The 13,031-nt window shown below is 69.0% G+C and carries 14 protein-coding genes; 7 read left to right on the top strand and 7 right to left on the bottom strand.

The genetic code is table 11. The features are described from left to right. A partial coding sequence (locus HNV26_RS37970) for a hypothetical protein (protein WP_216612748.1) occupies positions 1 to 197 on the top strand: 197 nt, incomplete at its 5' end. Between the two features lie 43 nt (positions 198 to 240). Beyond that, positions 241 to 987: a hypothetical protein gene (locus HNV26_RS26980; RefSeq protein ID WP_171443752.1), complete on the top strand. Its 747-nt coding sequence runs from the start codon at positions 241 to 243 to the stop codon at positions 985 to 987. 21 nt (positions 988 to 1,008) lie between these two features. On the opposite strand, the gene HNV26_RS26975 is transcribed toward HNV26_RS26980, so the two are convergent. Continuing rightward, complete coding sequence (locus HNV26_RS26975) at positions 1,009 to 1,737, bottom strand: PHP-associated domain-containing protein (RefSeq protein WP_011553715.1); 729 nt, start codon at positions 1,735 to 1,737, stop codon at positions 1,009 to 1,011. A gap of 62 nt (positions 1,738 to 1,799) precedes the next feature. Continuing rightward, a complete protein-coding gene (locus tag HNV26_RS26970; protein WP_090492493.1) occupies positions 1,800 to 2,075 on the bottom strand; it encodes a hypothetical protein in 276 nt (91 codons plus the stop codon). Between the two features lie 229 nt (positions 2,076 to 2,304). Between HNV26_RS26970 and HNV26_RS26965 the strand changes: the two genes are divergently transcribed. Next, positions 2,305 to 2,514, top strand: a complete 210-nt coding sequence (locus HNV26_RS26965; RefSeq protein ID WP_011553713.1) for a hypothetical protein — start codon at positions 2,305 to 2,307, stop codon at positions 2,512 to 2,514. A 58-nt stretch (positions 2,515 to 2,572) separates the two neighbouring features. Here the strand turns inward: HNV26_RS26965 and HNV26_RS26960 are convergent, their stop codons facing one another. Together HNV26_RS26960 and HNV26_RS26955 are read right to left on the bottom strand one after the other, a co-directional pair. Then, on the bottom strand, positions 2,573 to 4,627 hold the full coding sequence (locus HNV26_RS26960) for an alpha-amylase family glycosyl hydrolase (RefSeq protein ID WP_366816993.1): 2,055 nt from the start codon (positions 4,625 to 4,627) through the stop codon (positions 2,573 to 2,575). A gap of 190 nt (positions 4,628 to 4,817) precedes the next feature. After that, the gene (locus tag HNV26_RS26955; protein WP_171443750.1) at positions 4,818 to 6,707 is read right to left on the bottom strand and encodes a serine/threonine-protein kinase; all 1,890 of its coding nucleotides are present in this window, start codon (positions 6,705 to 6,707) and stop codon (positions 4,818 to 4,820) included. Between the two features lie 89 nt (positions 6,708 to 6,796). Between HNV26_RS26955 and HNV26_RS26950 the strand changes: the two genes are divergently transcribed. Both HNV26_RS26950 and HNV26_RS26945 read left to right on the top strand, forming a co-directional pair. Continuing rightward, positions 6,797 to 8,182 (top strand): sigma 54-interacting transcriptional regulator, encoded by a 1,386-nt coding sequence (locus HNV26_RS26950; protein ID WP_171443749.1) that lies wholly within the window; start codon positions 6,797 to 6,799, stop codon positions 8,180 to 8,182. A gap of 134 nt (positions 8,183 to 8,316) precedes the next feature. Further along, on the top strand, positions 8,317 to 9,246 hold the full coding sequence (locus HNV26_RS26945; RefSeq protein WP_171443748.1) for a DUF4382 domain-containing protein: 930 nt from the start codon (positions 8,317 to 8,319) through the stop codon (positions 9,244 to 9,246). A 163-nt stretch (positions 9,247 to 9,409) separates the two neighbouring features. Here HNV26_RS26945 and HNV26_RS26940 read toward each other — a convergent pair whose 3' ends face one another. Beyond that, on the bottom strand, positions 9,410 to 10,369 hold the full coding sequence (locus HNV26_RS26940) for a hypothetical protein (RefSeq protein ID WP_171443747.1): 960 nt from the start codon (positions 10,367 to 10,369) through the stop codon (positions 9,410 to 9,412). 11 nt (positions 10,370 to 10,380) lie between these two features. Next, positions 10,381 to 11,073, bottom strand: a complete 693-nt coding sequence (locus HNV26_RS26935; RefSeq protein ID WP_253817080.1) for a hypothetical protein — start codon at positions 11,071 to 11,073, stop codon at positions 10,381 to 10,383. Between the two features lie 200 nt (positions 11,074 to 11,273). On the opposite strand from HNV26_RS26935, the gene HNV26_RS26930 reads away from it, so the two are divergent. Next, positions 11,274 to 11,630: a hypothetical protein gene (locus HNV26_RS26930; protein ID WP_140862821.1), complete on the top strand. Its 357-nt coding sequence runs from the start codon at positions 11,274 to 11,276 to the stop codon at positions 11,628 to 11,630. A gap of 60 nt (positions 11,631 to 11,690) precedes the next feature. Continuing rightward, positions 11,691 to 12,329 (top strand): pentapeptide repeat-containing protein, encoded by a 639-nt coding sequence (locus tag HNV26_RS26925; RefSeq protein ID WP_171443745.1) that lies wholly within the window; start codon positions 11,691 to 11,693, stop codon positions 12,327 to 12,329. A gap of 16 nt (positions 12,330 to 12,345) precedes the next feature. Here HNV26_RS26925 and HNV26_RS26920 read toward each other — a convergent pair whose 3' ends face one another. After that, positions 12,346 to 12,945 (bottom strand): sigma-70 family RNA polymerase sigma factor, encoded by a 600-nt coding sequence (locus HNV26_RS26920; RefSeq protein ID WP_171443744.1) that lies wholly within the window; start codon positions 12,943 to 12,945, stop codon positions 12,346 to 12,348. Between the last annotated feature and the right edge of the window lie 86 nt (positions 12,946 to 13,031).

Here is a 13,031-nt window from a genome sequence, read left to right as displayed (position 1 = left end):
TCCCCCCCTCCAAGCGTCCTCCCCGTCACTGCGCGCTGTGTGGCCATCCAGAGCTGACGGACACCCGCGGGCTCGGCCGTTTCCTGCTCGTCGCGGATCCTCATGGCCGCGGCCCCGTCTGCCCGCCCCAGCGTGGATGCCGCGGCGGCAAGCGCGAGGCGATGGAGCCATCTCCGCTGACGCAGCCAGCCCGGTGAGCTAATCAGGACACCTGCCGCGCCCTGTCCCCGCGGAGGTGCCATGCCGCTCGCCTCATTCCGAATCCTGTCCCTGTCCCTGCTGACCGTGCTTGGCGCGGGCTGTGCGTCCCAGACGCGCATGCCGCCCGAGGCGCGGACCTCCCTCAACCAGACGCTCTCCGGCCCGGAGGCGGAGCAGTACCTCCGCGTCTCCAGCAACGTCACGCCGCTCTTCGGTGACGCCTCCAAGCGCCTGCTGACGCCCTACGCCCCCGAGGACGTCCGGCTCCTCGACGACACGAAGGGCGCTCCCATCAACCCGGGCGCCGTGGAGCGCGTGCTCCCCGCCGGGACGAAGCTGCGCATCACCCGCGTGGAGTTCCCCACCTCCTGGGTCATCACCGAGCGCGTCCTCTACAGCCCGCGCGCCTGGCCCTGGGTCTACCTCACGGAAGCCGGTGCACCCGCCAACGCGCCGCCGCTCATCCTGGTGATGCCGCCCAACCTGGACCGTCCGGAGGACTTCCGCACGGAGCTGGAGAAGTACCTGTCCGCGAGGGACTTGAAGCCCACGCTGGACGCGCTGCCGCCCGCGGTACAGGAAGCCGTGCGTGAGAAGCGACTGGTGGCCAACATGTCCATGGACGCGGCCCGCATGGCCTGGGGCCCGCCGGAGACGGTGCGGCGCTCCCTGGAAGGCACGGCCAGGCACGAGGAGTGGATCTACCCCGGTGGCCGCCGCCGCGCCTTCTTCACGGACGGACGCCTCGCGCGCGCCGAGGAAGGCGGCACCCCGGTCGCCCCCTGAGCGGACTTCGGCGAGCGCCGGCTAACGACGGCGGCGCTTGCCACCACCACCCCGGCCGCCACCACCGGACTTGCGCGCGGCCTGGGCCTCTCCCGGGCGCGTCAGCCGGGGCAGGTCGCCGGCCATCACCGGCCAGAAATCACCCTTCTGCAGCTCGGCCACCAGTTCGGCCTGCGTCTGCACCGGCCGCTTGAAGAGCGTGGCGCCCCGGCCGACCTCGTCGAGCGAACCCCGGGCGTCGCTTCCACCCACACAGGGGAGCTTCAGCGCCGCGGCGGCCTCCACGGCGAGGTCGTTGGACGTCTGCTTCACCCGGGCGTTGTAGCCCTCCACCGCGCTCAGCACGCCGAGGGAGCGGATGAAGTCCATGGCCGGGTTCTGCGAGTCCCGGTCATAGGGCCGCGCGGCGACGATGGCGGCCCCCAGGGCCTTCACCTTGGGAAGACACTCGGCGGCGCTCCACGGCTTCTCGCGGTTGCTGCCCCACATCTGCACCGGCTCCGGGGCCAGCTCCGGCTTCGGGAAGAAGCACAGGTACTGCCCACGATCCGTCACCAGCTCCAGCCCGACGAAGACCTTGAGCTTCGACTTCGCGCCAATCTCGAACAGCTCGTCGCAGCCGTCCTGGGTGTTCGTCTCGGTGAAGGCCACACCGTCCAGGCCGAACAAGGCGGCCCGCTCCAGCACGGCGCGAGGGTCCAGTTCGCAACCCTTGGACAGGTGGGAATGGGCGTGCATGTCGATGAGCATGGGCGCTGCTCCCTAACAGGCTCCCCCGAGCCCTGTCGAGCCTGCAACGCCCTGCCCGCGGCTCAGGCGAACGCGTAGGACTGGAAGGTACCCTGGGTGGCCTGGGTGTTCTTCTCCTCGTAGGTGCGGATGAGGTAGCCCATCAGCATCAGCGAGGACGTGTTCTCCAGCACCCGGGACGGGTCCTTGGAGATGAGGTTCGCACTGTAATTGAGGAAGAACTGGGCCAGCTCTTCACCTGCCTCCTTGACGATGAGCGCATTCAGCGCGGAGGGCTCCATCGTCCGGATGGTGTTGATGAAGTCTACGGCCAGGTCCTTCTTGGTCTTCATGTCCACGGGCCTTCCCCCTTCCCCACTCCGCCACCACTCGCGGCCCCCTGCCACGAGCGCCCCACGCAATCCGGTGCGACCCGAGCAACATAGGCACGGGCGGGAGACTGCAAACCCCCAGGCATGGACGATCAACATCCCCACAACAGGGAAGCCGGGTTTTTGACACCCCGGAACGACGCGTGCGATAACTTCCTATTGTCCTGAATCAGCACCGCACAAGGAGTGGCAGGCGATGTTCACGGGCGTGAAGGTCTTCTCCGCCACCAAGGCGAAGGAGCGCGAGGAGCTGGGTGAGAACGTCACCCGCTGGCTGAAGAGCAACTCCGACCTGGAGATTGTGGACCGGGTCGTTTGTCAGTCGTCCGACAACGAATTCCACTGCTACACGCTCGTGCTTTTCTACAAGCACGGTAAGAGCGAGCAGGCGGCACCTCAGTCCTGAGTGGATGCGCCGGCGGAAGGGGGACGGCCCACCCCTCCACCGGAACATCCCCACCCTGTTACTCCTGGTGGGGCACGTAGACAGCGACGCCGCGCGGCGGGACGACAAGCACCGTCTCCGTGCCGGCCAGCTGCAGCGTCTGCCCGGAGAAGATGTCCACGTAGGTACCGCTGCTCGCGGCCAAGCCTCCCATCAACTCCAATACCAGTGAGCGCTCCACGGCGCTACGGTTGATGGCCACCAGGGCCCCCTTCCCGTCCGGCAGATCGCGCTGGAACACGTAGAGGTCGTCCTCCACGCGCAGGGTCCGCCGCGCGCCCATCTGCAGCGCTTCGTGCGCCCGGCGCGCCTGCCCCAGCTTCCGCACGAAGTCGAGCAACTCCCGCTCCAGCGGCGCAAGCGCGCTGCCGAACCGCATGAGGCGACGGTTGTCCGGATCATCCGCGCCCGGCAGGCCGACCTCGTCGCCGTAGTACACCAGCGGCACGCCCGGCTGCGTCAGCACGAAGGCGAAGCCGTACTTCATCTTCTCGAAGGCGGCCGGATCCGTCACCACCGTGGACGGGCGATTGGGACCGAAGGGATCACTCCCGCCCCCGTGCAGTTGCCCCGCGGCCTGGGAGATGAAGCGCGCCTCGTCGTGGTTGCCCAGGAAGGGCGAGTTCAGCGTTCCCGGTACATAGGCCTCCTCGTTGGCGCGCACGGCGTCATCCACACGCTGCAAGCCCTTGCCGTCCGCGAAGGCCTCGCGCACGGGCCAGTACAGGGGGAAGTCGAACTGGCCGTCCAGCTCGCGCGGGCTGATGTAACGGGCAATCTGAGGGCGCCCATCCGTGAAAACGTACGTCTCGCCCACCAGGTAGAACTCGGTGCCCGTCATCGCGGTGATGTCCCTCAGCTTCCCGCGGATGGTGCGCCCGGCCACCTGCTCCATGTGCTTCACCGCGTCCATGCGGAAGCCATCGAAGTCCGCCTGCTCCAGCCACCAGAGCGTGTCCGCGGCGAACTGGTCCACGAAGTCCGACGAGCGCCAGTTGAAATCCGGCAGGTAGTCCGTGAACTTGCAGGTGAGGCGCTTGGCTTCCCAGTCGCAGTCCTGCGTGCCACACACGCAGCTGGCGGCGGTGTTGAACCAGCCGTCGCGCGCGTGGTTCGCCCAATACGGGTGCTCCTCGTGGACATGGTTGAGCACCAGGTCGGCGATGACGCGGATGCCCCGCTTGTGCGCGGCCGCAGTGAGCGCGCGCAGCTCCTCCAGCGAGCCGAAGCGGTGCTGCGTCTCGCGAGGCTTGGACGGCCAGTAGCCGTGATAGCCGGTGTAGTACTTGCCGCCGGTGCCGATGAAGCGCCCCTCGGGGTTTTGATCCACGGGGGAAATCCACAGCGTGCGGACGCCCAGCGCGTCGAAGTAGCCCTCTTCCAGCTTCTGGGTGATGCCCGCGAAGTCCCCGCCAAGATAGTTGGCGATGGGGTCCACGTCCGCCACCGGCGCGTCGTTCTCCAGCCGACCATTGTGGAAGCGGTCCGTGAAGGCGAAGTACATCAGCCCCGAGTCCCAGCGGAATCGCTCCGGCTCCACCCAGAACGGCAGATAGAGCGACTCCGCCTCGCGGCCCTGGCTGTCCTTGGCCACCACCTTCACGTGGTGCTTGCCCTGCTCCAGGCCCTGCACGTTCAGGTGGAAGCGGCCGGAGGCGGCGTCATAGGCGTCCGGCCGGGGCGTGCCGTCCAGCGACAGCACCAAGCCATCAGCCGCCGGGCCCGCCTTGTCCGTCCCATCGAGGTAGGAGACGGCCACGTCCAGCGAGCCCTCGGGCGTCACCGTGAAGCGGTTCAACTCCAGCACGGGCTGGCGGCAGTCTGGGACGGTGACGCGCGAATACTCCTCCGCGCGAACCCAGCGCGAGTACGGGTTCTCCGGATCCAGCTCCTGCTTGTCGCCCACCACGAAACGGTAGCCGTAGGCGCGCGGCTCCAGCCCTTCCAGGCGGAGCGTGAACACGCCGTCACCCCGGTCGGTCATGGGCTGAGGTGGGGAGGCGAAGTTGTTCCATTCCCCCATGACCTGAACAGTGCCCGCCACGGACTGCTGCGGTGCGTAGGTCAACGTCACGTCGCAGGTTCGGACTGGGATGGAGTCAGACTCACCACATGCAGCTGCCGTCAGCAGCGCAGGGAGCGTCAGGCGTCGAGGAAGGCGGAAACGCTTCATGCGAGCCCCCTTGTACGGGAGGCCCGCTCGCTTTTCCAAGCCCCCGGCGAGGAGCCGGGTGAGTCAATGCGTCGAATCGTGGACGCCTGACCTAGCGGGCTTCGTATTCCTGCAGAATGCGCAGGACGGTGCTCGCGAGCGGATGGTCCGACGGGGCCAGCTCCAGGAAGCGGTGGTAGTTGCGAGCCCCCTCCTCGACTCGCCCCAGCTTCACCTCCACGGCCCCCAGCAGCAGGTAGCACTCGGCATTGCCGGGCTCGAGCCGGGCGCACTCACGGGCAGAGTTCCGCGCGGCGGTGTACTTCCCCTCACGTTGCAGGGCGCGCCCGGTGGTGAGCACCCGGTGCGCGGGCCCCGCCGTCACCGGCGACACCGCCAGGGCGTTGGCGGCCTCGCCCAGCAGCACCGCCTGGGCCTGCCGCGTCTGTCCTCGAGCGCCCGTTCCCGCCGCGGGGACGACCTTGCCGCTCCGCGCCCCGGAGACCGGACGCGCCACGCCAGAACGCCCGCCCGCCACCTCGACTGCGTCATCCGGCGTGTCGACGTTTCCCGACACCTCTTCGTCATCCGTGTTCTCGACCATGGCCTCGGAGGCCCGCGAAAGCGCCACCTCCGGGGCCGGGGGCTTCGAGGGCGCGACCACGGGCGGGGCGGGAGGCAACGCGGGCGGAATGATCCGTTGCGCCACGGGCGGCCCGGACGCGCGCGCCTCTTCCCTGGCGGCGGCCAGCAAGTCGGAGCCCACCCGCGTCACCGCCACCACGGCGAGCACCGCGGCCACCACCAGGCCGACACCGGCCACCCACTGGGAGCTGCTGCTGCCTTCGGCGAACAGGCCCACTCGCGTCGCACGCGGCGCGGGAGCCTCCTTCTCCGCGTCGTTCACCTCGACGGGCCCGCTCTCCTCGGTGCGGCAGTCCGGCTCCAGGCCCAGCGCTGGCACACCGTGCTGCGTGGGCGCGGGCAGCGGGGGCGCCTCGCGCCAGATGGACATCTCCTCCGAGAAGGAGGCCGGCACCCGGGCATCCATCCCGAGCGCCTCCAGGTCCGCGCGGTACAGCTCCCGCAGCAGGTACCCCACGGACATGGGCGAAAAGCGCGGGGTGGACGAGTAGAGGAACCCGGCCAGGGCATCCCCGAGCGCATGGGCGGACTCGAAACGGGACTCCTTCTGGAGCGCGAGCGCCTGCTGGATGATGGAGTCCAGCGCCACCGGGATGTCGGACCGCACCTGTCGCGGCGAGGGCAGCGGCTGGCCGCTGTTCAATCGCCGCAACACCGTGTGGACCTGGCCCTCCAGCGGCAGTCGGCCGCAGAGCATCTGGAACAGCACCACGCCGGTGGCCCAGACGTCCGTGCGGGCATCCACCGCTTCCCCGCGCGCCTGCTCCGGCGAGAAGAACAGGTACTTCCCCTTCACCACGCCGGGCTCGGTATTGAAGCTGCGCAGGGAGCGCGCCTTCGCGATGCCGAAATCGACGATCTTGACCTGCCCCTCGTAGCCGATGAGGACGTTGTCGGGGGAGATGTCGCGATGGACGATGCCCAGCGGCTCGCCTTTCTCGTCACTGCGGGTGTGCGCGTAGTGCAGGCCGCGACACATCTCCATGGCGATGAAGACAGCGATGGGCACGGGCAGGGAGTGGTAGCCGGAACGCAGCGCCCGCTTCAGGATGCGGTTCAGCGGATGGCCTTCCACCAGCTCCATGGCCAGGAAGTACTGCCCGTCCACCTTCCCGAAGTCGAAGACCTGCGCAATGGCCCCATGCGACAGCGTGGCGGAGATGCGCGCCTCGCTGATGAACATGGACACGAACGCTTCGTCGTTGGCGTACTCCGGGAGCACCTTCTTGATGAGCACGGACTTGGTGACGCCCGCCGCGCCCCGGAGCCGGGCGCGCCACGTCTCCGCCATGCCACCCTGGCCGATCCGCTCTTGAAGTTCATACCGGCCGAATCGTTCTCGCGGCGCGCTTGCCATCGCGGGTGATACCCCCTTTCAAACTTTACCGCATAACCCGGGAATGCGGAGGCGAACCCACGCAAAGCGGCTGTGATATCGTCCGCGCCGTGGCGAGTCTGGGAGATGAGGATGGGGACGACGAACTGGTCCGCACCGATGCGTTGCCGGCCATTCGTGTCCAACGGGTACGTACCCGGTTGGTGGTGTTGTCGGGTCCGGACGCTGGCCGCGACTGGCCGCTGATGCCGGGACGCTATCGCGTGGGGTCGGGCCGGGATGCGGACATCCTCCTGTCGGACCGCGCGGTGTCGCGCCAGCACCTCATCCTCGAGGTGAACGAGAGCGGCGTGCGCGCGGTGGACCCGGGCTCGCGCAATGGTTCCTATTGCGAAGGCATGCGCTTCCAGGAGCTGGAGGTGCGCACGGGCGCGGTCCTCAAGCTGGGCACCACCGAGCTGAAGCTGATGCCGGAGAGCGAGCGGCCCCGGGCGCGGCCCCTGTCCGCGCGCAGCGCCTTCGGCTCACTGGTGGGAAACAGCCGCCGCATGCGGGAGCTCTTCACGCTGCTGGAGCGGCTGTCCGCGGGTGAGTCAGACGTGCTCATCCAGGGTGAGACGGGCACGGGCAAGGAGCTGTGCGCGGAGGCCATCCACACGCACAGCCCTCGGGCTCGGGGGCCTTTCGTCATCGCCGACCTGGCGGGCATCGCCCCCTCGTTGCTGGAGAGCGAGCTCTTCGGACACGTGAAAGGCGCCTTCACGGGCGCGCACGCCGACCGCGCGGGCGCCTTCGAGCGCGCCCACGGCGGCACGCTCTTCCTGGACGAAGTCGGCGAACTACCGCTGGAAGTCCAACCCCGCCTGCTGCGCGCGCTGGAGCGCCGGCAGGTGAAGCGCGTGGGCGCCAACGACTACCGCACCTTCGACGTGCGCGTCGTCGCGGCCACGCACCAGGACCTGGAGGGCTCGGTGCAGGCCGGGCGCTTCCGTGGTGACCTCTTCCACCGGCTCGCGGTGCTCCGCGTCGGCCTTCCACCGCTGCGGGAGCGACTGGAAGACGTGCCGCTGCTCGTCGATACGGTGCTGCAGCGGATGGGGCGTCCTCCCAGCGCGCTGTCGGACCAGACGCGCGCCCTGCTCGCGCAGTATCCGTGGCCGGGCAACGTGCGCGAGCTGCGCAACGTGGTGGACCGGGTGGTGAACCTGGGCGACGAGGCCCTGCCGGACATCCCGGACCTGCCTTTGCCCCCCGAGGATCCCTCCACCCTGCCGCCGCCTTCGGACGACCCGGAGAGCACGCGCCCCATCTCCCTGGACCTCCCCTTCAAGGAAGCCAAGGACCGCATCATCGAAGGCTTCGAGCGCGACTACCTGCGCGCCCTCATCGACCGCTGCGAGGGCAACGTGTCCCGCGCGGCCCGCGAGGCAGGCATCGACCGCGTGTACCTGCGCAAGCTGCTGCGCAAGCACGGCCTGGACACGTCACCGGCGTAAGTGGGTGTGGGCCTCCAGGCCCCCTGCTTTCGCGGCGACATCCGCAGGGGGCGTGGCCGGATGTTCCCGGGCCGGGTCATTACGTGTCGAACGGCCCGGTATTCCAGCGGGCCCTACTCTGGGACGTGCCGACCATGACTATTCGCTCGCGCCTACGCTCGACCCTGTTGGCCCTGCTACCCATCGCCCTGCTCCCGCTGATGGCGTGTGGTGGCAACGAGGGCAAGGTCACCCTGCTTCTGACCGACGCACCGGGAGACGAAATCCGCACCGCTGTCGTCACCATCTCCGAAATCTATCTGCAAGGCGGCGACGGCAAGGGTGGCCGCGTGGTGCTGCGCGATACCCCCGCCACCGTGAGCTTGCTGGAGCTCGCCAACTCCACGTCTGAACTGGTGTCTGACGCGGTGGTCCCCAATGGCGACTACTCCGAGCTTCGCTTCGTCATCACCGGTGGCTACATCGAGGTGGCGAACGAGGACGGCGCGTCGACCGTGTTCGCGTCGTCAGCCGACTACTCCGGCCTGCCCGCGGGCACGCAGGTGGACGGCCAACTTCACATGCCCAGCTTCGGCACGTCCGGGCTGAAGGTGAAGTTCTCCGAGAAGCTGACCATCGAAGGCGAGCAGAAGGTGCTGCTCGTGGACTTCGACGTCGGCCAGAGCTTTGGCAAGGAAGCCGGCAACGCGGACAAGTGGGTGATGCATCCGGTCATCAAGGCCGCCGAGGTGACGGCCTCCGGTAGCATCCGCGTGACGGCGGACACGGCCGCGACGGTGACCCTGCCCGTGGTGGACGGCCACCAGGTGACGCTGGGCGACTTCAACGCGGTGATGACGAACGAGGCGGGCAGCAGTGAGCGGCTGGCGCTGACCGACGAGGACGGCGACGGCACCTACGAGGCGGCCTTCAAGTTCCTCATTCCGGGCACCTTCACGGTGCACCTCGAGCCGCCCGCCTTCGTCAGCGTCACCACCACGCCCAACCAGCCGGTGACGGTGGAAGTGGGTTCGGGCCGCGACGTGGCGAGTCACTTCACGATTACGGGTGCGACCCAGCAGTAGCGCGGGCGCGACCTGCACACGGTTACGTGGGGACTGGCGCGGGGTCGGTTCCCAGGGCGAGGCGTCGGGGCAAGTTTCCCGGCGCCTCGTTTTTTTCTGTGTCACCCAGGCACTGAGTGCGCACGCCGCCGACCTTCCGCGACGAGTCCGCGTCGAAGGCCGCTCAGTAGACGACGAGCGCCTGCGGCGCGTGGTAGCTGACGATGGTCAGCACCGGGATGCGCGGCGCTTCATCATCCGTCTCCGCGCCGCCCGACGTGAGGCGGACACCGTCGAAGCGCGCGAGGATGACGTAGTCGCGCCGGGTCTCCAGGAACGGGTCGGCGCTCGCCAGACGACCGAGTGCCTCGCGGCCAGTCTCGTCGGAGACGTTCTCCACGAAGCGCCGCGTGGTGTTGCGGCCGGAGCGCTCGGACGTGCTTACCGTGCCCCCGACCCGCCCTGGCCCCGTGAGCACGGACTGCCCGGCCAGGTCACCCGAGTACGTGGTGACAGAGTCGATGCGCTCGCCATAGCCCACGACCTCGTCCGTCTGGACGGAGCTGAGGGCCTGCTCCACCAGCCACACCGTGGGGCGCTCACCTTCCGAGCGCTGGTCCGCGACCTGCGCGCGCAGCAGCACGTAGCGGCCCTTGTACGTGTCCGGCCGGTCCATGGCGGAGGCCAACGAGAAGATGGGGATCTGCTTCTCCTGGAGGTAGCGCAGCTCACCCGTCACGCTGCCACCGCGCTGGGCCACCACGCGGGCAATGAGCTTCGCGCCTTCGGGACGCACGATCAGGTCCTGCGCCCAGGCGCGGCCCAGCAACGCGTTGAGCTGGGTGAAGGGCGTGTGCTCGATGCAGGCCTTCAGGCCATCCCACGCCTCATCCCGCGAAGCGCCCTGGAGGCGCCGCGCGGCGGCTTCACATACGGCCGGGTTGGCATACCGGGCGGCGAACGCCTTGGGGTCCGAGGTGGGGCTGGGCGCGGGCGACTCGGGCGGAGGCCTGGCGACGAACACCTCCTCTTTCGGATGAGGCGCGTCCTCCGACCACGTCACGTGGGAATGCGAGGCGCCGCAGCCGGCGGCGAACGTGCCCATCAGGGCCCAGGAGGACAGCTTCCAGGAAGGACGGCGCATGGGCGGAACTCCTAGAGGGAAGCGGAGCCAGGGCTGGAAGAACGGTTGCGCTGCTGGACGGTGGGCGCGGGGTGCGCACCGGAGCGAGGCCGCGGCAGCACGACGGCGCACGCATCCGCGCACCGATCACTCAGGCACGCCTGCGTCTGAGGCGCGGTGGCCTGCTGGGCGACCTCGGCATAGCAGCGGTCCGCGGTGCCCGGACAGTTGGCGCGGGCGGCGCACTCGCAGCATGGCGAGGCCACCGTGGCCATGAACTGCACCTCCTGAAGGACGTTGGCCAGCGCGCGGTAGCAGGACCGAGCGCCGGGAGCGAAGCGGCCCTTGGCGTCCACCACGAACGACGTGCCTTCCAGTCCACACTGGTCCACGGCGGTGATGTAGCGCCGCTCACAAAGCGCGGTGAGCGTCGCGTCCGGGCGGCCCTCGCGGATGTTGCCCACCGCCTCCGTGCACAGCGCGCGGGCCACGTCCTGGAGGAGCTTCTTGTTGGACGCGTCCTGCGAATCGCTGGGCGCGCCCGCGGACAGGTCCGCCTCGAACACGCATTCCTTCCCAGCTCGCAGGGTGTCCACGGTGCAGGACCACGCGGTGGGGGACTCATCCGCGACAGGGGGCGCCGCGAGCGCTTCGGGCGGAATCGCTGGCGCGCTGGAGTCCGGCGCCGAGCCCAACAGGAAGAGGGAGACGAGGATCGCCTTCATGGACATGACAGGTTAGGACGGCGCCTCGCCGGGCACAAACCGGCCCGCCGCAACGGCTCCTCGCACCGCGGCGTGCTCCCCTTCCCTACCTCCTCCGCGCCGAACCGACGTCCACCTCCGGACGAAGCGGAGGCCTCGGAGCCCTGGAGCGTCCGCCCCAGGGCACGCATGATGGCGCCGGTTTCCTTTCAAGGGGTGGAATGGTGGGACGTGCGGACGACGCGGCGTGGCGGCCATATGAAGACGGGGGCTCCATCGGGTGGATGGGCACCCAGGGCGGCACCATCGCGCGGGATGAGGACTTCGGCGGCCTGGCGCGGCTCACCTACGAGTTGGATGACACCCGCTCCTTCCACGCCATCGCCTGCTCCGTCACCGGCTGGCTCCTCTACCACCGCTTCTTCGACAACGCGGCCGCGGCCACCGCCGCCTTCGAGGAGATGAAGCCCGCCTTGGAGGCGCTCCTCACGCAGCTTCCCGAAGGAGGGCCGACGTCTCCCGCGAACACCCGCCTCGCGGGGCCCATGCTGGCGGCCTTCACCGTCCGTCATGGATAGCGAGTCCGGAGCGAAATGGCTTGGCCAGCGAGCGCCCACTGGCGTTAGTGACGGCCCACCATGGCCTCCCAGCGCATCCACGAAGAAGACAGCTTCGAGAACGAAACCTTCGCTGACCTGAACCTCCAGGAGGCGGACCTGGGCGGGAAGGAGTTCTACCGCTGCACGTTCCGCAACTGCACGCTGCAGGAGAGCCGCTGGACGAGGGCTCGGATGGAGTCCTGCGTCTTCACCGGTTGCGACCTCACGCGAGCCCGATTCACGGAGACGTCGCTGCGGGACGTGCGGTTCGAAAGCTCCAAGCTGATGGGCATCGACTGGACGGACGTGGGCACCTTCCCCGAAGTCACCTTCGACGGCTCCAACCTGCGCTACTGCACCTTCGCGGGGCTCAGCCTGCGGAAGACGGCGTTCCTTCGCTGCACGGCGTTGGAGATGAACTTCATCGACACGGACCTGTCCGAGGCGGACTTCAGCGATTCGGACGTCACCGGCAGCAACTTCCGCGGCTGCACGCTCACGAAGGTGGACTTCGGAACCGCGCAGGGCGTGTTCATCGACCCCGCGCGCAACCGGGTGAAGGCCACGCGCATCCCCGTGGAGGCCGCGGTGAACTTCGTCCAGACGCTCGGGCTCGTGGTGTCCGGCTACGGCGAGGGCCCGAAGGCGAAGACGGAGCGCAAGAAGGGTCGTTCCTGACGGACCGTCATTGGGGCTAGGCGTGGGGGCGTAGCATCTCCAACAACGCCCCCAGCTTCTCCAACGCGATCCGCGCACGGGTCTTCACCGTGCCCAATGGGTCTCCGGTGCGCTCGGAAATCTCCCGCTGGGAGAGGCCTTCGAAGTAGGCAAGCTCCACCACCGCCCGTTGCTCCGGCGGAAGCTGGGCCAGCGCCGCCACCACGCGAGCGCGAGCCTCCTCCTGGCTGACCGCATCGTCCGGCGCGGCGGGCGCGGCGCTGACCGGAGGCTCCTGCTGCGCGGCCCCCTCCACCACGCGGGCCGCCGTTCCCTGCGCCCGCAGCCGGTCAATGGCGCGCGTGCGTACAATCGTCGCCACCCAGGCCTCCAGGCCGCCGCGTTCTGGATTGAACTCCCGGGCGCGCCGCCAGACCTCCAGGAAGGACTCCTGCAACACCTCTTCCGCGTCAGCGCGGCTCGGCAGCAACCGCAACGCGATGGCGAAACACCGTCCGCCGCAGCGCGCGTAGACGTCGCGCATGGCCTGCGGGCTTCCCATGGCGATTTGCCGGAGGAGGGCCCGGTCCAGCGCTGGGTCGCTTGCTCGGGGCACAGCGGAGGAAGGAGGCGCCATGTTCGTCCCGGATAGCTCAAACGGCAGGGCAGTTCCCAGCTTCAAGTATCGGCAGGCGGGCACCCGGGCGCGCCGTGCCTTCCAGG

This window comes from Myxococcus xanthus (assembly GCF_013116825.1).
Taxonomy (GTDB): domain Bacteria; phylum Myxococcota; class Myxococcia; order Myxococcales; family Myxococcaceae; genus Myxococcus; species Myxococcus xanthus_B.
The sequence above is the reverse complement of the archived record's forward strand: the minus strand, read 5'-3'. Positions and strand labels throughout refer to the sequence as shown.